Raw genomic sequence first — 22,603 nt, forward strand, 5'->3', positions numbered from 1 at the left:
TTATTCCTGTAGTTTTAGGACTGTGGACTAAAATTACTAACGTAGATGTCTAACATTGACTACTTTTGGGTAGCTTTGTCCATGTTTTTACGAGCGGTTAGATGTACGAAAAGACGGATCGCAGCCCTAGAACAGAGTTAAAAAACTCAGGTTTAAAAATCTGGAGTGCCTAATCAATGATTTTTTTGGCAAAACTTAATATTTTCAGGGAATAATTGGATTTGTTTTTACGATAAAATATGGCAACAATTCGGTTAATAGGAGTTGGCAATCTAATATCGGGATCAAAAAAAACTAGGAAAAGGCACGTCAGTCAATGGACTTATCTAAAAAAATCTCTGTATGCTTAGTTTGAAAAGGCTTGATGAATCATTTGATTTTCAGGAAATTAATTTCTCGCTTCATTAAATAATTGACCTGCTAACAATAGACAGGAAAAATGGCTCTAGAAAAAAATGGTAATTGACAAAGAAAGCATTCACATTTTAGTTATTGATGACCAGCCTAACAACCTTCGGTTTATATCAAATATCTTAACGAAAGAAGGGTATAAAGTTCAGCGGGCTATTTCTGGAGGAATGGTTGTAAATGCTAAATTTACCGTTCTACCAGACCTGATTTTGCTAGATATTGCCATGCCCCGAATGAACGGCTACGAAGTATGCGAAAAACTGAAGGCCAACGAAAAGACTCGGGAAATTCCGGTAATTTTTCTGAGCGTTTTTAATGAAACTTTTCATAAGGTAAAAGCTTTTGAAATTGGCGGTGTTGACTACATTTCTAAGCCTTTTCAAGTGGAAGAAGTTTTAGCGCGGATCGAAAGTCAATTGACTATCCAGCAGCTATCGAAACAATTAAAACAGCAGAATGTCCAACTGCAACGAGAGGTAGAATTTCGGAAGCAGACAGAACAAGCACTCCGGGAAAGCAAAGCGCGGTTGCAGAAATTGGCGGTTAATATACCGGGCGTTATTTACCAATTAGTGCAAAATCCACAGGGAAGTTATAAGTTTGAATATATCAGTTATGCTTGTCGGGAAATTTACGAATTAGAGAGCGAAAAGATTTTAAAAGATGCTGGCTTGGTATGGGATCGAAATCATCCAGATGACCGAGAATATGTGATGGAAACGATTGCAGAAAGCGCTCGAACTTTAGAACCTTTTGCCTTTGAATGGCGGATTGTTACGCCGTCGGGAAAACTCAAATGGCTGCAATCTAATTCTCGACCAGAAATGCGCGACAATGGCGATATAGTTTGGTATGGCGTGCTTTTTGATATCAGCGATCGCAAGCAAGCAGAAATAGAAACTGCCGCAGCTAAATCTGCTTTAGAACGGAAAGTTCAGCGAGAGTTGCTGATTGCCAAAATAACTCAAGAAATTCGATCGAGCTTGCATCCAGAACAAATTTTTCAAACAGCCGCAACTCAAATCGGTCAGACATTCTACGTCAATCGCTGCTTGATTCATACTTACATTACTACTCCCCAAGTCGATATTCCTCTGGCGGCGGAGTATCTCGAACCCGAGTGGGAATCTATTTGGAACGTACCCATTCCTATTTGGGGAAATCCTCACATCGTACAAATGATGATACAAGATCGGCCGATCGCCTCCAACAATGTTTACTCAGACCCTCTTTTGCAAGCTATTAGACCGATTTGCCGCGAGATTGGGTTAAAATCGATGCTGGCAATTCGCACTTCCTACCAAGGCAGGGCAAATGGCGCTATCTGCTTGCACCAGTGCGATCGCTACCGGGAATGGACGAAAGATGAAATCGACTTGTTAGAAGCGGTGGCGGCTCAACTAGGGATAGCGCTGGCTCAAGTTCAACTGATCGATCGAGAGAAAAAGCGAATTGGGCAGCTCGATCGGCAAAATAAACAGTTGCAAGCAGAAATTCGCACCCGCATCCTCGCCGAGCAAGCTCTGCAAGAGTCAGAAGCAGAATTGCGGACTATTTTTGCTGCCATGACTGACATAGTTTTAGTGAGAAATGTAGAAGGGCGCTGCATCAAAATCGCCCCGACATCAGCGACGAATTTGGTAAAACCTGCCAGCGAAATGATTAACCGAACAGCCCATGAAGTCTTGCCGGAATCCGTGGCAGATTTGGTATTAAATGCCATCCAACAAGTGCTCAAAACGAAGCAAAGCATCAATGTTGAATATAGCTATACAGTCGGAGATCGCGAAGTTTGGCTAGATGCTAAAGTTTCTCCGCTGTCAGCAGAATCAGTAATTATGGTAGCGCGAGATATTACCGATCGCAAACAAGCAGAATCTGCACTCCGAGAAAGCCAGCACTTCATTCAGGCGATCGCCGATTCCAATCCCAACCTATTGTACGTTTACGATTTAATTGAGCAGCGGAATATCTACACCAACCGCCAAATTGCGACGATCCTCGGCTACGGGGCAGAAGAAATACAAGATATGGGTAAAGCCATGCTCCAAACTCTGGTGCACCCCGAGGATTTATCGGCTTTTTTTCAACATATTCAAAAGTTCGATCGATCTCAAGGTGGTGACATCATCGAATTTCAATACCGGATGAGGCACAAAAACGGCGAATGGCGGTGGATGCACAGTTGGGATACAGTATTTCTGAGACAAGCTGATGGTAAACCGAAACAAATTCTCGGCACGTCTAATGATATCACGGATCGCAAATTAGCCGAAGAAAAACTGCTAGCATCGCAGCAAAGAATCTCATTTTTATTGCAGCAAACGCCGATCGCAGTGATCGAGTTAAACCTGAGTTTAGAAATTATCACTTGGAATCCCGCAGCAGAAGCTATTTTTGGCTACAGCGAGCAAGAAGCCAAAGGGAGAGTCGCCACCGATTTGATTGTACCTGAAAGCTACCGCCAACAAGCATCTGAGATTTTCGATCGTGGCTTGAGTGCCAAATCCAGCGCCACTTCCGAAAATCTGACCAAAGACGGCAGAATTATCATCTGCGAGTGGTACAATACTGAGCTAATTGACGAGAATGGCAAAGCAATCGGTACGGCTTCAATGGCTGTAGATATTACCGAACGCAAGCAAGCAGAAACCGAATTGCAAGAAAGTGCTTTGCGCCAAAGAGCGATCGCCCGCATCATTGAAAGAATGCGGCAGACTTTAGATCTCCGAGAAATTTTTCACGCGACAACCCGAGAATTGCGCCAAACCATGAAATGCGATCGAGTCGGGCTTTACCGTTTCAATCCTGACTGGAGCGGCGAATTTGTAGCCGAATCCGTTGACAGCAAGTGGATTTCTTTCATCCAAGCACAGCAAATAGACCCCAACTTCACAGAAGGCGCCTTAGAAAGCGAAAATTGCCTCGTCCAAAAATTCGATAGCACCTCACAAGAAATCTGCGATACTTATTTGCAAGAAACCGCAGGTGGAGCCTACAGCAGAGGTAAAACTTACCTTTGCGTCCAAGATATTTACAAGCAAGGCTTCAGCCCTTGTTACATCGAATTGCTAGAAAGATTTCAAGCCAAATCCTATATTACCGTCCGAATTTTCTGCGGTGACAAGCTCTGGGGATTGCTAGCATCCTATCAAAATTCAGCTCCCCGTCAGTGGAGCGAAGCTGAAATCAACGTTGCAGTTCATGTAGGCACCCAGCTAGGAGTAGCATTGCAGCAAGCCGAATTGCTCGCTCGCACTCAAAGGCAGTCAATGGAACTGATTAAATCCAAAGAAAACGCGGAAGTTGCCAACCGCGCCAAAAGCCAATTTCTCGCTTCCATGAGTCACGAATTGCGGACGCCTCTCAATGCCATTCTCGGTTTTTCCCAAGTCATGGCTCGCAACATTTCTATCACACCAGAACAAAAAGAATACATAGAAATTATCAACCGCAGCGGCGAACATTTGCTAGAACTCATCAATGATGTTTTGTCAATGTCCAAAATAGAAGCAGGTCAAATTACCATTAATGAAAGCCGCTTCAACCTCTACAACATTCTCGACAGCCTCAGAGAAATGCTGCAACTAAAAGCCAACTCCAAAGGCTTGCATCTAATCTTTGAAAATATCGGCGATTTGCCGCAGTACATTCAAACAGACGAATCTAAATTGCGGCAAGTTTTAATTAACTTGCTCGGCAATGCAATTAAATTTACTCAACACGGAATTGTTACTCTGCGCGTTAGCAGCCAAGCAGAAACCAACGTGACTGAAGAAAATCAATCTCAATTGCTGTTTGAAATTTCCGACACCGGCCCCGGCATTTCCCCCTTGGAACTTCCCACATTATTCAAGCCCTTCGTACAAACCGAAACAGGTCGAAGATCCATGCAGGGAACCGGGCTAGGATTGCCGATCAGCCAACAGTTTGTCAGGATTATGGGAGGTGATATTTCTGTGGAAAGTCAACTCGGTCAAGGCACAACTTTCACGTTTAATATCCAGGTTAAGTTAGTAACAGAAAGCGACGAACAAGAAAAAACGACGGCAAAACAAGTTATTGCTTTAGAAGCCGGACAGCAAATTTATCGGATATTAATAGTTGAAGATGTAGCCGAAAATCGCCAACTGCTGCTTAAGTTGCTCGCACCGCTGGGATTTGAAGTCGAGGAAGCAACTAACGGTCAAGAAGGAATTGCTTTACAGTCAACTTGGAAGCCGCACCTGATCTTAATGGATATGCTGATGCCAGTGATGGACGGGTACGCAGCAACCAAACTGATCAAACAAACTCCAGAAGGAAAAGAAACCATAATTATTGCCCTGACTGCTAGTGCTTTTGACGAGCAGCGACACATAATTTTGTCTGCTGGTTGTGATGATTTCATTTGTAAACCGTTTCGGGAAGAGGTACTATTTGAAAAGATAGCTCATCACCTGAACCTGCGGTATATTTATGAGGAAGAAAACTCATCTACTTCTGGTTCGGCACCGCAACTGCTGAAAAGTTTGACCGCGGAGGATTTGAGTGTAATGCCCAGAGACTGGGTAGTCGATTTGTACCAAGCAGCACTTTGCGTTGACGACAATCGCATTCTCCAACTGATCGAGCAAATTCCCGAAACTGAAGCAAATCTCGCTAACGCTTTAAAAGATTTGGTCGAGAATTTTCGGATAGATATCATTATTGATTTAACTCAATTATATTATGATGAACGACCAGCCACTACCAGCGACTCCTAGAGACATTCTGATCGTTGACGATATGCCGGACAATTTGCGACTTTTATCCACTATGCTCGGATCCCACGGGTATCAAGTCAGGAAGGCGATTAACGGACAACTGGCTCTGCAAGCGGCACAAATGTCTCCTCCGGATCTAATTTTACTAGATATTAATATGCCGAAAATGAACGGCTATGAAGTTTGTCAGCAGTTAAAAATAATTGAAAATACTAAAGATATTCCGGTGATTTTTATTAGTGCGCTAGATGACGTGCTGGAAAAAGTTAAAGCTTTTCAAGTAGGAGGAGTAGATTATATTACTAAGCCTTTTCAAGTAGAAGAAGTTTTGGCCCGCGTCGAAAACCAACTTTCGCTGCGATCGCTGCAATCGAAACTGCAACAGCAAGCCAGGGAATTGCACGATCGCAATTCGAGATTGCAGGAGGAAATCGCGGAACGGCAGCGGGCTCAAGAATCAATCCGGTTTTTGCTGGAAATTACGCGGGCGATCGGCGAAGCTGTAAACTTTGACTCAGCTTTAGAAGTAATTCTGCACCAAGTTGGCGAAACAATCGGATGGGATTTAGGAGAAGCTTGGATTCCCAATGCAGAAAGAACTTTCCTGGAATCTGCCAGGGGTTGGTATGCGGGCAACGCCAGCATGGACTGGTTCCGCAGGGAAAGCAAAAAACTGACATTTGCCAGGAATATTGGGCTGCCGGGACGAGTTTGGGTATCCAAGCAACCGGAGTGGGTAGAAGATATTACCCAGGGCTACCCGCCTTTTACTCGAAGTGCAATAGCACAAGCAACCGGATTCAAAGCAGCTTTTGGTGTGCCGATTGTGGTAGGCGATGAACTCTTGGCAGTGCTGGTTTTCTTTAAAATTTTGCCAGGTAGGAAAGACGCGCGATTTATAGATGTTTTTGATGCTGTAGGCAGTCAATTAGGTTCTTTGATTCAGCGCAAAAAAGCCGAAGAATTACTGCGAATTGCTGAAGAAAGATATCACAGCATTGTCGAAAATGCGATGGAAGGCATTTTTCAAAGCACGCCTTCAGGAGGGTTTATTAGCGCTAATCCAGCTTTAGCAAAATTGTATGGTTATAACTCGCCAGCAGAACTGATGTTATGTATTAAAAATACTTCTCAAGTGTACATTGAGCCGGAACGCCGCCAGCAATTCGAGGCGGCTATGGATGCACAAAATGCTGTGTTGGGCTTTGAATCTATGGTCTATCACAAAGACGGCCACCGGATTTGGGTATCAGAAAATGCCCGAGCTGTTAGAGATGAAAAAGGTGAGCTGATGTATTATGAAGGTACTGTTTCTGATATTACAGAGCGTAAATTAGCTCAAGAAGCGCTCAAAGTTCAACAGGAACAAAGCGAGAAGTTGCTGTTAAATATTTTACCGAAACCAATAGCTGAACGTTTGAAAGCGGAGCAAACTACAATTGCTGATAGTTTTGCAGAAGTCAGTGTTTTATTTGCTGATATTGTTGGCTTTACTGAACTGTCGGCGAGAATGTCTCCGACGGAGTTGGTGAAGCGATTGAACGTGATTTTTTCGCACTTCGACCAGTTAGCTGAAAAGTACGGTGTGGAGAAAATTAAGACGATTGGTGATGCTTATATGGTAGTTGGGGGATTGCCGACGCCGAGAGACGATCATGCTGAGGCGATCGCCCAAATGGCCTTGGGAATGCAGGCAAAAATAGCTAAGTTGTCGGCCGAGACAGGAGAAAAACTGGCAATTCGCATCGGTATCAATTCCGGGCCGGTGGTAGCGGGAGTGATTGGTGTGAGCAAGTTTACCTATGATTTGTGGGGAGATACGGTGAATGTGGCGGCGAGGATGGAAGTTACGGGATTTTCCGGAAACATTCAAGTTACTGATGTCACTTATGAGCTTTTGAAAGATAAGTATTTGTTTGAGAGGCGAGGAATGATTCCGGTAAAAGGTAAGGGGGAGATGATGACTTATTGGTTGTTGCAAAAAAAGTAAAAATTGGGAATGGGGCATGGGGCATCGGGCATGGGTCATGGGGCATGGGGCATTGGGCATTGGGCATTGGGCATTGGGCATTGGGCATTGGGTATTGCAACTGACAACAAATAACCAATAACCAATCACCAATCACCAATCACAAATCACCAATCACCAATCACCAATCACCAATCACCAATCACCAATCACCAATCACCAATCATTAATCATTAATCATTAATAATTCATGACTACTGACTACTGACTACTGACTTCTTCCTTCTGCTATGATGAAAGTAGTTAACGAAACTTTACATAATAGCCGTGACTGCACAACAATTAGTATCTGCAACCAGCTTTGAAAAATTAATTTGGACTTGGAAAGGTCACAAAATCCAATATACCGTCCAAGGCACGGGCCGCCCTCTGATTTTGATTCATGGATTTGGGGCTTCGATCGGGCATTGGCGGCAAAATATCCCCGCACTCGCTGCCGGCGGCTACCGCGTATTTGCCCTGGACTTGTTGGGATTCGGGGCTTCCGCGAAACCGGCCCTCGATTACACCCTGGAATTGTGGGAAGAATTACTCACCGATTTCTGGGCAGATTTGGTACAGGAACCGGCGGTATTTGTCGGAAATTCGATCGGCGCATTGCTAAGTTTGATGGTAGTCGCCAACCATCCAGAAATCTCCGCCGGCGGTGTCTTAATCAACTGTGCCGGCGGACTCAACCACCGACCCGAAGAACTGAGTTTTCCCCTGGGATTAATCATGGGGACTTTTGCTAAATTAGTTCGATCGCCCATCATCGGCCCCTTTGTCTTCAACAACATCCGGCAAAAACACCGCATCCGCAACACCCTGCGCCAAGTCTACGGCAATCGGGAAGCCATTACCGACGAACTCGTAGAACTCCTCCACGCGCCCTCCTGCGAGCCCGGAGCTCAACAAGTATTTGCCTCGATTCTCACGGCCCCAGCAGGCCCTCAACCGTCGGAATTGCTGCCAAAGGTCGATCGTCCGTTATTGGTACTTTGGGGCGCAGATGACCCCTGGACGCCGATCGCCGGTAGCCAGATTTACCAAGAATTGGCCACCAACGGTAAACCCGTCAAATTTGTCTCAATTCCCAACACAGGCCACTGTCCCCACGACGAACGACCAAATGAGGTGAATACTCTGATTTTGGACTGGCTGGTTGAATTCAAGTAAATTTTTTCGGCTTGGATGGATGTGCAGGGCGATCGGCTAAACCCTTGCATTACAAAGGTTCTGCCTCGATCGCACGCACCCGCAGCAGACTCAAAAAAAAACTTTTGTTAAAAGTATTGACACAATGTACTGAGTTAGCTATATTAATGGACGTGTGAGGAGCGAACCAGAAGAAGCACCGAGACGAAACACGGCCAGTCGTCGGTGCTTTTTCTGTTGAAAGACATTTTTAAAATTATTATTGCTACAAATATCAGCGATCGCCCAAAACAAATTGTTCGATCGCCAACGCCACCCCATCTTCCTCCACATCCGGCGCCACCCAATTAGCAACAGCCTTCACCCCATCAGGAGCATTCCCCATCGCCACGCCCACACCCGCGTAGGAAATCATTTCTAGATCGTTAAAATTGTCGCCGATCGCCATCACATTCGCCGCCTGCAAACCCAAAATTTCCTCCGCCAAATACTTCACCGCATCTCCCTTATTCGCCAAAGGATGCGTCGCTTCAAAAAAAGTAGCAACGGATCGAGTTAAATAAAGCTCCGCAGGCGTGTAACGCTCGCGCATACTAATGAGCAAGCCGTCGAGTACCTCCGGATTCTGGCACAAAGCCAAGACTTTCGTCGGTTCCCCCGGAATATCTCGCCGCAAATCTTTAATTACATTTGGTTCAATACCCGATCGTTCGGCATAAAGTCGGGTAGCTGTGGTAATTTCCGGTACATACAGTTTATCGTCAATGTAGAAATGGATCGACAGGAGCGATCGCAATTCCGGTACTTCAAAATGCTCTAACAATTGCAAAGCCCTTGGTATCGACAGCGGTAAGTGGCGCAGCCGCTTTTGACTCGCGACATCTTGAATCCACGCGCCCTGGTAGCAAATCAGCGGCAGAGTTGAGCCGATATGCGAGTGGAAACGCAAAGCAGACTGGTACATCCTGCCCGTAGCGACAGCTACTTTCACTCCCCGCGACTGGGCTGCCGAAATGGCCTGCTTGACCGGTTCTCGGATCTGATTTGACAAACCTGCGATCGTCCCGTCGATATCCACTACCAGTAGTTTAATGTCTGCGGTGCCCAAAGCGCGATCGGTCGCAGTAGCTGGATTTGAGGCAGTTATATTCTGCATGATTGTTTTGAGATTTTACCTGTTGATTTGCACGCACCAGTTTATTTTGGCACTGGCGCGATCGCAAAATACAATTTTTGATTTTTTGAATACTACAATATAGATAAGTATTACCTGAAGTCAGGACACGGCAGTGCCGTTTCCCTACGATTAATCTGGTGTAGAAATCAGGACACGGCAGTGCCGTTTTCCTACGATTAATCTGGTGTAGGGACTAAGGCCAAGCCGTCTCCTCTCTATCATTCCAGCCCAGCCGAAATTTATATAAAACTTCAATTTTTAAATCACTCCCAAACAGCATGATTACTATTCCAGGATACCGCATTGACGGAGAACTTTATACAAACCCCCACACAGTTATTTATCGAGGGATGCAGCTTGAAGAACAAAAACCAGTTATCCTGAAAACTCTCACACCGACCTACCCTACCCCAGCGCGAATAGCCCAACTCCTGCACGAAGCAGAAATCCTTAAAAATTTAAATTTACCAGGAATAGTCAAACTTTACAAGCTTGAAAAATACAATCACTTTCCTGTTTTAATTTTAGAAGATTTTGGTGGCATTTCCCTAAAAGATTTTCTCAGCACCAACCAGCTAGAGTTACAACAATTTCTCCAAATAGGCATAAAACTAGCAGAAACTCTCGGACAACTCCACGAAAATCACATCATTCACAAAGATATTAAACCCAGCAATATTATTGTCAATATCCAGACTGGGGATGTCAAAATTACTGATTTTGCGATCGCCTCCCTGCTACCAGGCGAAAACCCCACCCTGGCCCACCCCCATTTACTCGAAGGAACCCTCGCCTATCTGTCTCCCGAACAAACGGGACGCATGAATCGGGCGATCGACTACCGCACCGATTTTTATTCTTTAGGCGTCACTTTTTATGAAATGCTCTGCGGCGAATTGCCTTTTAATGCGATCGATCCGATGGAATTAGTGCACTGCCATATTGCTAAAACGCCCGTTTCTCCTGGCGAAAATAGAAAGCAGAAAGTCAAAGGCAGCATCAATCAAACAGAAAGCGACGAGATTCCTCTAGCCGTTGACGATATCGTAATGAAGCTATTAGCAAAAACTGCCGAAGACAGGTATAAAAGTGCTTTCGGACTTTTGTACGACTTGGAAAATTGTCTCGCTCAACTCCAAACAAGCGGCGCAATTTCTCACATCACCCTCGGCGAGCAAGATCGGTCAACTCACCTGCAAATTTCCCAAAAACTTTACGGACGAGAAGCCGAAGTTAATCTACTTCTCAATACGTTCGATCGCATGAAGCGAGGCTATACAGAAATCCTACTTATTTCCGGTTGTGCCGGCCTTGGCAAATCGTCGCTTGTCTATGAAATTTACCAACCCATACTCCGGGAAAATGGGTATTTTATTGACAGCAAATTTGAGAAATTCAAGCGCGATATTCCCTACGCTTTTTTGCTCCAAGCTTTTCAAGACTTGTTGCAGCAAATTCTCACAGAAACAGCCGCCAAAGTGCTAGTTTGGAAACAAAAAATTTTAAATGCTCTCGGTAGCAACTGCCAAGTAATTATTGAAGTTATTCCCGAAGTAGAACTGATTGTCGGGTCGCAGCCTTCTGTGCCAGATTTAGGATCGAATGAATCTCAAAATCGCTTTAATTTAGTATTTCAAAAATTCATCCGCATCTTTACTCAAAAAGCACACCCGCTGGTAATTTTTCTCGATGACTTGCAGTGGATTGATTCAGCCTCGCTCAAGTTAATCCAACTGCTAGCAACTGACATGCCCAGCCAATACTTATTAATAATCGGAGCCTATAGAGAATCAGAAGTAGATGCAAATCATCCCGTAATGCTAGCCGCAGAAACAATTAGGAAAGCAGGCGGGAATGTAAGTACGATCGCCCTTTTGCCTTTAGATATTAACAGCGTCAATCAACTCGTCGCGGATACTCTGAGCTGCGCCCCAGAAAAATCGCTACCTTTGGGACAATTACTGTTTCACAAAACCGGAGGAAATCCATTTTTTATAGCCCAATTGCTGAAGTCTCTTTACTCCCAAAAAATGCTACAATTTAAATTTGTAGCCTCTGAAAATTCGGTCGATCGAGCCGAACCTCACTTGTCTGACTTTGCCGAACAAATCCCAGAACAAGCTGTGAAAAAATGCAAAATCACAGGCGAGTGGCAGTGGGACATTGAGCAAATACAAGAAATAGGAATAACTGACAATGTTGTGGAATTAATGATAGACAACATTCAGAAACTTTCAGGTAATACGCAGGAACTGCTAACATTAGCCGCTTGTATAGGCAACAAATTTGATTTAGCAATTCTCTCCCAAATCAGCGAACAACCTCTGACTTCCGCAGCAACACACCTCTGGGAAGCAGTTCAGTCCGGTCTGATTTTGCCCGTGAATAACGCTTACAAAATTCCGATCGCACTAGCAGCAAGCACAGGGTTAACAGACCAAATATCTAGAGACGTTACAGATGAATTGTCCCTACCAGTTGCTGATGCTGGTAGCGCAACTTATAAATTTTTGCACGAGCGAGTTCAGCAAGCAGCTTACGCTTTAATATCCGAATCTCAGAAACAAGAAATTCATCTCAAAATCGGCAGATTCTTGCTGCAAAACGCGCATCCAGAGCAATTAGAAAACCATATTTTCGATTTAGTCAACCAACTAAATGCAGCCCAACCAATCATCAGCAGTGAATTAGAAAAACTTCATTTATGTAAATTAAATTTAATGGCGGGCCGCAAAGCAAAAGCCAGTGCAGCTTATGAACTCGCTGTCAAATATTTGGCCGCAGGTATTGCATTGCTTCCCATGCAAAGTTGGCAAACCGACTACGACTTGACTCTTGCACTCTACGAGTCAGCAGCAGAAGCAGCTTACCTCAATACCGATTTTGAACAAATGGAAAAATGGGCAAAAATTGTCTTGCAATACGCCAAAAATGAACTAGACAAAATCAAAGTTTTTGAAATCCGAATCACAGCTTGTGCGATGCAAACCAAACTGCAAGAAGCGGTAACAATTGGTCGGGAATCACTCACAATGTTAGGAATAAACTTTCCAAAATCGCCAACTCCCCTCCACATTCAGCAAGCACTTACCAAAACCTCAGCTTATTTAACAGGAAAAAAGATAGAAGATTTAATTGACTTGCCTATGATGACCGAGCCGCGTAAATTAGCAACTATGCGCGTCCTTTCCAGTATGTTGTCGGCTACCTCGATTGTTGAACCCATACTGTTGCCGTTGATTGTCTGCGAGCAAGTTAATTTATCTATAAACTACGGAAACTCTGCTTTTTCTGCCTTCGGTTATGCTAATTACGGAGCAATTTTAAAAGGAATAGTTAGAGACATTGAATCGGGCGAGCGATTTGGTCAATTAGCATTAAATTTGATCGCTCGGCTAAATGCTTTAGAATTCAAAAGCAAGACTCTTAATTTAGTTGCCTTCATTTTGATGCACGGCAAACATCACGTTAAAGATACTTTACCTCTGTTAGAAGAAGCCTATCAAAGCGCGCTCGAAAATGGTGATTTAGAATCGGTTGGATATTCTGCCGTAAATATTTGTCAGTCCTTGTATTTTATTGGTCAAGAATTGCCGCAACTGGAACGAAAAATGGTAAATTACAACCATTTGCTATTTCAACTAAAGCAAGAAACGGTATTGACTTGGAATCAAATATATTGGCAAACAGTTTTGCAATTGATGGGGAAAATGGAAAGCCCCGACATTTTATTACGTGAAGCTTACAGCGAAAAAACATTATTGCCGCTGCTGTTGAAAGTTAACGATCGAGTGGGACTTCAAACTTTTTACTTACAGAAATTAATATTAGCCTATTTATTTGGCAATGTCGAGCTGGCGCTAGAAAATGCAGCGCAAGCCGAAGTTTATTTAGACGGAGTTGTGGGGTTTATTAATGTTCCTGAATACCATTTTTATGATTCTCTAGCCCGACTCGCAGCATATCCATCGGCAACAAAAGAGGTACAAGAAGAGCATCTTTTTTACGCAAACACCAACCTAAAAAAAATGCAAAAAAAAGCACTTTCTGCGCCGATGAACCTCCAGCACAAATGTGACTTGATTGCTGCTGAAAAAGCTCGAATATTGGGAGATATTGTGAGAGCAATGGAATATTACGACTCCGCAATTGCTGGAGCGCAAACAAACGGATACATACAGATACAAGCACTAGCAGCAGAATTGGCAGGAGCATTTTATTTATCGATTGGACGAGAAAGAATTGCGAAAACTTACTTGACAGAAGCGCGTTATTGCTATCAGCGCTGGGGAGCTAAAGCGAAAGTAGCGCATTTAGAATCAAAATACTCGCAGTTGCTGACTTCACCCTCGATTTCAACTAATATCGAAACTCACAAATCTACGAGTAGCGCTTGCACTACGAGCGACGGTGCAGGCGTACTAGACTTGACAACAGCAGTAAAAGCATCGCAAACCTTAGCGGGCGAAATAGTTCTAGACAAACTGCTGGCAAAACTGATGAAAATTGTTATTGAAAATGCCGGGGGACAAAAAGGCTTTTTAATACTAGAAAAATCTGGTCAATGGGTGATTGAAGCATCAGGCTCTGTGGATGTCGAGCGGGTTAATGTAATGCAATCAATTCCGATAGATTTTGTATGTGAGGATCGAGAAGTAACTTTGCTGGCAGTTTCTGTTGTCAACTACGTCGCTCGTACCCAGGAAAGTATAGTTTTAAATGATGCCACCCGCGAAGGACAATTTACTCGCGCACCTTATATAATTGCGGTTCAACCTAAATCAATTCTTTGCACTCCCTTAATCCATCAAGGCAAACTCAGTGGCATTTTATATTTAGAAAACAATCTGACTACAGGCGCTTTTACGCCAGACAGGTTGGAACTATTAAAACTGCTGTCTTCTCAAATTTCTATCTCGATTGAAAACGCCCAACTTTACATGAACTTGCAGCAATTCAATCAGAATCTTGAAAACTTAGTTCAGCAGCGTACCTGCGAATTGTCCCAAACTTTAGAAGACTTAAAATCGGCTCAAAATAAACTGGTAGAAGCGGAAAAAATGGCTGCTCTCGGAGGGTTGGTTGCAGGTGTCGCCCACGAAATAAATACTCCCATCGGCGTAGGTATCACTGCCGCCTCGCTACTGGCTGAAAAAGTCACCAAATTTTTGGATCTTTACAGCAAGGGACAAATTAAACGATCGGAGCTAGAAAAATTCCTGGATACGGCGCTGCAAAGCAGTAATATGATCTTATCCAACCTCACGCGGGCGGCAGATTTGATTCACAGTTTTAAAGAAGTGGCTGTAGATCAGTCGAGCGAATTAAAACGCACGTTTAACGTGAAAAACTATCTAGAGGAGATTTTGACATCCTTAAGCGCCAAACTCAGAAGAACTAAGCACAAAGTAGAGATTAAGTGCGATGAAAATATTGTACTGGACAGTTACCCCGGTGTGTTCTCTCAAATTGTGACAAATCTGGTGTTGAATTCCCTAATTCACGCTTACGATGGAGAAAATGGGGGGATTCTGGCGTTTGATTTGAAACTAGAGGGCGATCGGCTAATATTTGAATATGCCGATAACGGCAAAGGAATTACCCCAGAAAATCTCAGTAAAATTTTTGAACCATTCTTTACGACAAAAAGAGGTCAGGGCGGCACAGGATTGGGACTGCACATTATTTACAACCTTGTCACGCAAAAACTAAAAGGCAGAATTCGCTGCGAAAGTCAAGTACAAAAAGGCACAAAATTTATGATAGAATTTCCTGTTATAAGAAGAAATTAGTTATTATACTGTCAGTTTTAATATAATTCTATTTAGGAGAACGATAAATGTCAGAAGCTAGTAAAAATGTGTTGGCTGCGGGCGATGACGAATTAATAGTGGCAGGCGACGATGAATTAATATTTGCCGACGAAGACGAGACGGAAGACAAGCCGATCGCAGGCAGTTGGAAAATATTGATTGTAGACGATGAAATAGAAATTCATAATATTACAAAACTCGCTTTAAATGAATTTATATTTGAAAACAAAGCGATCGCATTTATCAGCGCTTACTCAGGTAAAGAAGCCAAAGAAATAATCGAAGCCCATCCAGACATAGCCTTGATTTTACTCGATGTAGTCATGGAAACAGAAGAGGCAGGCTTGGAAGTAGTAAAGTACATCCGCGATATTTTAGAGAATCAAGTAGTACGGATTATTTTGCGTACCGGACAGCCAGGACAAGTGCCAGAAGATGTAGTAATTGTCAGCTACGATATTAATGATTACAAAACAAAAACAGAACTAACAAACAAAAAGTTATTTACCACGGTAGTGACAGCACTCAGAGCATTTCGCGCCCTGACTCAAATTGAAGCCAGCAAAAGTGAACTAGAAAAAATAGCAGCAGCGTCAGCGCGCTTTGTACCCAAAGAATTTTTGAAATTCCTCCAAAGAGAAAGCATAGTTGATGCCAGATTGGGAGACTCTGTACAGGCAGAAATGACGATTATGTTTGCTGATATTCGTTCATTTACAAGTTTGTCAGAGAGTATGTCTCCCCGAGAAAATTTTGAATTTCTCAACTCTTACTTAAGCCGAGTTGGCCCAGTTATCCGCCAGTACAACGGTTTTATAGATAAATATATTGGCGACGGGATTATGGCTTTGTTTCCTAACTGTGCTGAAGATGCTGTGCAAGCGGGAATAGAGATGCAGCAGCAAGTTAAAATTTATAACAAACACAGACAAAATTGTGGATACAAACCTATTTCTATAGGGATTGGCTTGCATACTGGAACTTTAATGTTGGGTACTATTGGCGAGGCGGAACGGATGGAAAGTACAGTCATTTCTGATGCTGTAAATTTAGCCTCTAGGGTGGAAGGATTGACAAAGCTTTATGGAGTTGGTATTGTTGCTAGCGTTCAGACTTTGTGCCGGATTGACGACCCCCAACATTATAAGTGCCGATTTCTCGATCGCGTTCAAGTAAAAGGAAAACAAGCGCCGGTGGCTGTGTTTGAGATTTATGACGGCGATTCGGATATGATGATCGAACTAAAAGGAAAAACCCAAACTGATTTTGAACAGGGCATTTTTTTTCACTACCAGCAGCAATTCGCGCAAGCGAGGCAAATGTTTATGCGTGTCTTGCAAGTGAACAAGTATGATAAGGCTGCATTGTTTTATGCAGAACGCTGCGATATGTTGATGAAGAATGCACTGATTATGACTTTGGAAGGGATAGAGATATAGGGCATGGGGCATGGGGCATGGGGCATGGGGCATGGGGCATGGGGCATGGGGCATGGGGCATGGGGCATGGGGCCGAAAAGAATTAGGAAATGGGCATCAGCTAAGACAGTGAACAGTGAACAGTGAACAGTGAACAGTGAACAAATAACTTAATTTATGCGATTAAAATCTCTTGATGTTTTTCGCGGAATTGCGATCGCCTCAATGATTCTAGTGAACAACCCCGGCAGTTGGAAACAGGTGTATCCGCCGCTAGATCACGCAGAATGGCACGGGTGCACCCCGACAGACTTGGTATTTCCCTTTTTTCTGTTCATCGTTGGCTGTGCGATGTCCTTCTCGCTGTCAAAATATACTGAAACTACTACAAAAATAGAAACAAATATTTATTGGCGAATTGCGCGGCGGGCGGCGATTTTATTTGTATTAGGATTGCTGCTAAATACATCTTCGATCGCCCTTGACGTACTTTTGAACGGCGCCCCAGTGGAAAATTTCGGTAAAATCAGGATTATGGGAGTATTGCAGCGCATCGGTTTAGCGTATGCAATTAGTGCGATCGCGATTCTGAACCTTTCCCCCCGCAATCAAAAACTGCTCGCTGTTGCGGTGCTTTTAGGCTATTGGGGCGTATTATTCGTATTTGCTGTAGGGGGGTACACTGAATACGCACTGACGCCAGAGGGATATTTGGGTGGATATGTCGATCGGCTAATTCTGGGTAGCCAACACCTCTACAAAGGCGGCCCCTTCGATCCTGAAGGACTGTTGAGTACGTTACCAGCAGTTGTCACAGTTTTGTCTGGCTATTTTACAGGGGAATGGCTGCGCGTGCAGCCAATCAAAACCCGGACGAGTTTAAATTTAGTAATTAGTGGATTGTGTTGCTTAGTAATTGGTCATTTGTGGGGATTTTTATTTCCGATCAACAAACAATTGTGGACGAGTTCCTATGTAGTTTTTACCGCTGGTTGGGCTTTGCTTTTGCTAGCAGCTTGCTACGAAACAATAGAAGTGCGAAAGTGGAAATGGGGATGGCCGTTTGAAATCATGGGATTGAATGCAATTTTCTTGTTTGTGGCCTCTGGTATTGTCGCTAGACTTTTGTTAAAAACTCATATCGGCATTGGTAAAACTGCTCCAACTACCTACAGTTGGATTTATGAAAACTGGTTTGTGCCTTGGGCTGGGCCGTTGAATGGTTCTCTGGCTTTTGCGGTGACTGCGGTATTGTGTTGGTGGTTGATTTTGTATGGAATGTACCGCCGAGGTTGGACGATTAAAATTTGATAAGTTTGGTGTAGTTGATGTAACTCTTTTAATAATCTCAGATAAGGGCGATCGATCTTTCTAGCAAAACACCTGTTTAAGTTATAATTGAAGGCAGGAGGATATATTATGCCGACTAATGTTCGAGAAATTTATCTTCAAGTTGTCCGCACTTTGCCACCAACGGAGCAACTACACTTAGCAACTCTAATCCTCAACGATTTATCACAAGAAAATGTCTCTGTCGTGGAGCAAAGTGATACTTCGACTCAGGAAGATTGTCTCGATGTAACAACTCGATCGATTCAAATTGAAGAAGTCCTAGCAGGGGTGAATAATGATAGTGGTTTGGAGAATATTCAACAACAGCTTTGTCAAGAAATTTGCGATCGCCAACAAGCTGAAATTAATTTGCAACAAACCCTTGCTACCTTACGGGATGCACAAATGGAACTACTACTAAAGGAGAGGGAGCGATCGCACCTATTAAACCTCTTACAAAAATCCTTTTGATCAATTGATGGGACGGGCTCTCCGGCCCATCCCACAAAAAAAATAAATCTTGTGGGATGGGCCGGAGAGCCCGTCCTAATTATTTTTGCAAGAGTTCTATTCTTAAAGCTGAGTTAGATCGATACCCAATTCTTGCAGTTTTGCAGCCATGCGATCGCGCTGTTGCTGAATTTCATCCCGCTGTTGCTGAATTTCATCCCGCTGTTGCTGGATTTCATCGCGCTGTTGCTGAATTTCATCCCGCTGTTCCATTAACTCGACATAAGATAAAAACCTTTGTCCGTCGGGACGAATTATCTCTAATTCTGGTTCTGCAAATACGAACCGAACTCCCAAACGCGGACTGATCCAGCCATCTAAAGACTCAATTACTGTTAGTCCTGCTTCAGTTCTTTGCCATCCAGTCAGATCGTTATTATCTGGATCGTAGAGATAATATTCTTCCACACCAAAGCGGTTGTAAAACTGCAACTTCAGCGCCATTTCCGATAGCGTATTTCCCGGCGACAAAATCTCAAAAACCACCTGGGGCGCGATATTATCTTCAAGCCATTGCTGATAAGACCCGCGATATCCTTTTGGTCTGCCAAATACCACCATAGCATCGGGGGCACGCCGAGTTTTATTGTCACCTTCGACGGGATACCACAATAAATCTCCGGCTACGAATACAGTTGGATTGTCTTTAAATAAGGCTTCGCACCCTTCTTTGAGTTTGACAATCCAACCAAATTGAAGGGTGTTATCTGACATGGGCTGTCCGTCGCTGTCTGGATACAGAACTTTTTCTGGTTGTTGAGTTGGCAGTAACTTAGTTTGTAATTGAGAAGTCATTTCATTTCTACCAGAAACTTCCACACCTAATTATAACCGACGAGAATGCCTCAACTGGTTTCAGCTTCAAGCTTTTAGCCTTCAAAGCCGATCGCCCGCCACCGCACCCTAACTATAAATGAGCCCAAATCGCTAAAATAAAAAAAAGATACGTAATAGGCAGGCCCGTTCAATGATCCCAACAGTTATAGAACAATCCGGTCGCGGCGAACGCGCCTTTGACATTTACTCGCGACTCCTGCGCGATCGCATCGTCTTCTTGGGCCAACAGGTTGACTCCGACTTAGCCAACCTGATCGTAGCCCAATTGCTATTTTTAGACGCCGAAGACCCGGAGAAAGATATTTACCTCTATATCAACTCCCCCGGCGGATCGGTAACAGCAGGTATGGGCATTTTTGACACGATGAACCACATCCGCCCCGACATTTGCACTATTTGTCTTGGTTTGGCCGCCAGCATGGGCGCTTTTCTGCTGAGTGCGGGCGCTAAAGGCAAGCGCATGAGTTTGCCTCACTCCCGGATTATGATCCACCAACCTCTGGGCGGAGCTCAAGGACAAGCTACCGATATTGAAATTCAGGCGAAAGAGATTTTGTACCACAAACAGCGCCTGAATCAATTTTTGGCAGATCATACCGGTCAGCCGCTTTCCCGCATTGAAGAAGATACCGAACGCGATTTCTTTATGTCGGCTGAAGAAGCAAAGGACTATGGTTTGGTCGATCAAGTGATCGATCGCCGTCCTTCTGCTAGCCGCCCGATCGCTGCTGTGGCGTAAATAGTCCTAGACGCACGGGTAGTCAGAAACCGGGTTTTTTGCGAAAATCCTTCGTTGTAATCCACAGATTAAGTAAAAAACCCGGTTTCTTTGGCCGGAAGCATCTCAGCTTTGCAAAAAGCATTTTTTTTTATAGTGCGAGCTGTCGCGAGCTCGCGTATTCTACAACTCGCGAGCGGGGACGCTCGTTGTAATCCACAGATTAAGTAAAAAACCCGGTTTCTTTGGCCGGAAGCATCTCAGCTTTGCAAAAAGCATTTTTTTTTATAGTGCTGTCCCCGCTCGCGTATTCTACAACTCGGGAGCGGGGACAGCACTATAAATGCCAAACTGAGATGCCCCCCCTTTGGCCTCAATTCGTCCAGAACTGGTAAATTAAAAATTAAAAATGGAGAATATTTCCCTGTTTTTAATTTTTATTTTTTATGAACCGCTCAATTACTGTTAATAAAAACAGTTTATAGTGATTCACTAAAGTCCGCAAGAAAGAAGGACTGAAGTCCTCACTACAAACCTGCAAGAAAGAAGGACTAAAGTCCTCACTACAAACCTATTTTCCTGATTGTTAAGGTAAAGATTCGAGATATTGCAGGAAGTCGAACAATTCTTCTCTATTTAAGAAATGTCGTGCTTCTTTGCCGTAACCTTGTTTGAGATAATCTTTTCCTTGGTTGGCTGTCCATCCCAATCTCTTGATTTCTTCGGTGGTTCTGCTGTAGATTTCTAGATATTCTAGGAAATCTGCCAACTGTTCGCTAGCAAGTTCTCTCTGCGATGACTTGCCATAATTTTGTTCGAGACAGTCGGTTTCCTGTTTTTTTGTCCATCGCAGCCGTTTGAGAATTGCGTCTATTTGGGCGATCGTATCAGAATCATCTTCGATCGCATCGCTGGGAATTCCTACCGCGATCGGTTGCAATTCCCGGACTTCGGCCGCACCTTGCGACAGTTCGCTTTGGCTAGTATTTGGCACTTCCAATTCTGGAAGCGGTTCGCCGTAGCTGGAAGACAGCCAAGCGTCCGAGTCTAACTGCTTCGGTACAAATCCCACCGCCGGAGGTAAATCGACTGTTGGCGGCAAAGGTTCCGCTACAGGTGCGATCGTCGGCTCTGCATTTAATTTGGTTTCCCTATTGACAAAATTGCTTTGATGTGGTATGTCAATTTTGTCTGGAACAGGCATTTCTAAAACCGGAAGCGGAGCAAGGGCTGGCCCAACGGGAACGGGAACGGGAACAACAGGAGGGGGGGCTACGGGAACGGGAACAACCGGAGCCGGAGCCGGAACGGGAACAACAGCAACCGGAGCCGGAACGGGAACAGCAGCAACCGAAGCCGGAGCCGGAGCCGGAACGGGAACAGCAGCAACCGGAGCCGGAGCAGCAGCAAATGCGAGGACAGCAATCGCTCGCGATCGGGCGCGGTCTTCAGCATCCTCAACAGACTCAGCAGCGGACATACCAGTAGCGAGAGTTTTGCCGTCAACCTGAACCAGACAGCGAACCACAAACTTACCGTGATGAATAGTCAGCAACTCACAGATCAACTGTCCAGCGGGATAAAGGGCGCGAAATTCAGCAAACATAATTTTTTGACCCCGAAACCAGAAGGGGCTGATGACTTAAGTTTAGTACAACCCAGAGAAAACATTTTTCTGAAAGCACATATTCAACATACAATAAATGTAAGGTGAATCATCCGCGCAACCTTTCACGCGACTAAACCCTATCCCACATCCGGCGGTTTAAGCTAACAAGCACCGGGCGTCATTTCTACCTATAGGAGATGACACAGCAACTAGGCAAAAGTAGTAAAAGTCTCCGGTTTTGTGTACCTTGCACTTTCTACAGCACAGATTGCTCCCTACCCTGAATTGCACCTCCGTCCGCAAGGGCAGAACGCTTGCAAAAACAGGGGTATCGCAGCGGCGAGCTACTAGCAATTTTGCCTTGAGACGGTAAAATCTTTGGCTTTAGCACAAGGCAAGAGGCACTTCAAAAAGCAGAAGAAAGCAGGAAAAAGGCAGAAGGAAAAAGGCAGGAGGCCCAAATGCAAATTTTCTCCCTCTGCATCTCTCCATCTCCCGATCCAGGACTCAACCCGTCGCTTTCAGCATCGAGTCATCTTTTAAGAACCGACAGGGGCTTTCTACTTCGCGAAGAGCTCGGCGCTGCAAGCCAAAAGCAAAGGAACCAACGCTAAAAAATTGTATTGGGGAATAGGGTATGGGGTATTTGTCTGCACCATCATCTGTCATTTGCTGACAGACAGCAGACAATTAGCGACTGCTGGTGTGGGGAAATAATCTGAAAAAATCCCCGCGCACGGGTAGCACCGACTGTGCTGGTATCTCCACCTACTAACCCGCGCATTTGTTGGGAAGCAGGCACAGCGAGGGCAAGAGAGGGTGCGGCTGATTTCGCCAAAATTAGACTAATTGCTGGAAACAAGAGGA

The 22,603-nt window shown here is 44.3% G+C and carries 12 protein-coding genes; 8 read left to right on the forward strand and 4 right to left on the reverse strand.

All coding sequences use genetic code 11. The annotated features are described in order from the left end of the window. The first annotated feature begins 455 nt into the window (after positions 1-455). From JGK11_RS09395 to JGK11_RS09405, 3 genes are all read left to right on the forward strand, one after another. Complete coding sequence (locus JGK11_RS09395) at positions 456-5,156, forward strand: PAS domain S-box protein (protein ID WP_293211370.1); 4,701 nt, start codon at positions 456-458, stop codon at positions 5,154-5,156. After that, on the forward strand, positions 5,122-7,146 hold the full coding sequence (locus JGK11_RS09400) for an adenylate/guanylate cyclase domain-containing protein (protein ID WP_293211372.1): 2,025 nt from the start codon (positions 5,122-5,124) through the stop codon (positions 7,144-7,146). Before JGK11_RS09395 ends, JGK11_RS09400 begins: the two co-directional genes overlap by 35 nt. A gap of 306 nt (positions 7,147-7,452) precedes the next feature. Continuing rightward, the gene (locus JGK11_RS09405; protein WP_293211374.1) at positions 7,453-8,343 is read left to right on the forward strand and encodes an alpha/beta fold hydrolase; all 891 of its coding nucleotides are present in this window, start codon (positions 7,453-7,455) and stop codon (positions 8,341-8,343) included. 253 nt (positions 8,344-8,596) lie between these two features. Here JGK11_RS09405 and JGK11_RS09410 read toward each other — a convergent pair whose 3' ends face one another. Further along, positions 8,597-9,478, reverse strand: a complete 882-nt coding sequence (locus JGK11_RS09410) for a Cof-type HAD-IIB family hydrolase (protein ID WP_293211377.1) — start codon at positions 9,476-9,478, stop codon at positions 8,597-8,599. A gap of 299 nt (positions 9,479-9,777) precedes the next feature. Between JGK11_RS09410 and JGK11_RS09415 the strand changes: the two genes are divergently transcribed. The 4 genes from JGK11_RS09415 (at position 9,778) to JGK11_RS09430 (ending at position 18,533) form a co-directional block, all read left to right on the forward strand. Continuing rightward, positions 9,778-15,291, forward strand: a complete 5,514-nt coding sequence (locus JGK11_RS09415; protein ID WP_293211379.1) for an ATP-binding sensor histidine kinase — start codon at positions 9,778-9,780, stop codon at positions 15,289-15,291. A 47-nt stretch (positions 15,292-15,338) separates the two neighbouring features. Continuing rightward, a complete protein-coding gene (locus tag JGK11_RS09420; RefSeq protein WP_293185645.1) occupies positions 15,339-16,751 on the forward strand; it encodes an adenylate/guanylate cyclase domain-containing protein in 1,413 nt (470 codons plus the stop codon). A 156-nt stretch (positions 16,752-16,907) separates the two neighbouring features. Next, on the forward strand, positions 16,908-18,041 hold the full coding sequence (locus JGK11_RS09425) for a DUF5009 domain-containing protein (RefSeq protein WP_293211381.1): 1,134 nt from the start codon (positions 16,908-16,910) through the stop codon (positions 18,039-18,041). Positions 18,042-18,149: 108 nt separating this feature from the next. Next, positions 18,150-18,533, forward strand: coding sequence for a hypothetical protein (locus JGK11_RS09430; RefSeq protein ID WP_293211383.1), 384 nt, complete (start codon positions 18,150-18,152; stop codon positions 18,531-18,533). A gap of 102 nt (positions 18,534-18,635) precedes the next feature. On the opposite strand, the gene JGK11_RS09435 is transcribed toward JGK11_RS09430, so the two are convergent. Next, positions 18,636-19,367 carry a Uma2 family endonuclease gene (locus tag JGK11_RS09435; protein WP_293211385.1) on the reverse strand — a complete coding sequence of 244 codons (732 nt, stop codon included), beginning with the start codon at positions 19,365-19,367 and terminating at the stop codon, positions 18,636-18,638. 148 nt (positions 19,368-19,515) lie between these two features. On the opposite strand from JGK11_RS09435, the gene clpP reads away from it, so the two are divergent. Further along, on the forward strand, positions 19,516-20,148 hold the full coding sequence (gene clpP, locus JGK11_RS09440; protein WP_293149808.1) for an ATP-dependent Clp endopeptidase proteolytic subunit ClpP: 633 nt from the start codon (positions 19,516-19,518) through the stop codon (positions 20,146-20,148). Between the two features lie 565 nt (positions 20,149-20,713). Here the strand turns inward: clpP and JGK11_RS09445 are convergent. Together JGK11_RS09445 and JGK11_RS09450 are read right to left on the reverse strand one after the other, a co-directional pair. Beyond that, positions 20,714-21,733: a hypothetical protein gene (locus JGK11_RS09445; RefSeq protein ID WP_293186337.1), complete on the reverse strand. Its 1,020-nt coding sequence runs from the start codon at positions 21,731-21,733 to the stop codon at positions 20,714-20,716. A gap of 510 nt (positions 21,734-22,243) precedes the next feature. Next, entirely contained in the window at positions 22,244-22,426 is a 183-nt protein-coding gene (locus JGK11_RS09450) for a hypothetical protein (protein WP_293190355.1), read from the reverse strand. Positions 22,427-22,603: the final 177 nt, after the last annotated feature.

Origin of the sequence: Microcoleus sp. PH2017_34_RAT_O_A (assembly GCF_020737885.1) — a bacterium.
Taxonomy (GTDB): Bacteria; Cyanobacteriota; Cyanobacteriia; order Cyanobacteriales; family Microcoleaceae; genus Microcoleus.

Excerpts from the sequence above, each read along its gene's own strand:
- JGK11_RS09430 (WP_293211383.1), top strand. The coding sequence starts at position 18,150 with ATGCCGACTAATGTTCGAGAAATTTATCTTCAAGTTGTCCGCACTTTG.
- JGK11_RS09400 (WP_293211372.1), top strand. The coding sequence starts at position 5,122 with ATGATGAACGACCAGCCACTACCAGCGACTCCTAGAGACATTCTGATC.
- JGK11_RS09395 (WP_293211370.1), top strand. The coding sequence starts at position 456 with ATGGTAATTGACAAAGAAAGCATTCACATTTTAGTTATTGATGACCAG.
- JGK11_RS09445 (WP_293186337.1), bottom strand. The coding sequence starts at position 21,733 with ATGTTTGCTGAATTTCGCGCCCTTTATCCCGCTGGACAGTTGATCTGT.
- JGK11_RS09415 (WP_293211379.1), top strand. The coding sequence starts at position 9,778 with ATGATTACTATTCCAGGATACCGCATTGACGGAGAACTTTATACAAAC.
- JGK11_RS09435 (WP_293211385.1), bottom strand. The coding sequence starts at position 19,367 with ATGACTTCTCAATTACAAACTAAGTTACTGCCAACTCAACAACCAGAA.
- JGK11_RS09425 (WP_293211381.1), top strand. The coding sequence starts at position 16,908 with ATGCGATTAAAATCTCTTGATGTTTTTCGCGGAATTGCGATCGCCTCA.
- JGK11_RS09410 (WP_293211377.1), bottom strand. The coding sequence starts at position 9,478 with ATGCAGAATATAACTGCCTCAAATCCAGCTACTGCGACCGATCGCGCT.
- JGK11_RS09420 (WP_293185645.1), top strand. The coding sequence starts at position 15,339 with ATGTCAGAAGCTAGTAAAAATGTGTTGGCTGCGGGCGATGACGAATTA.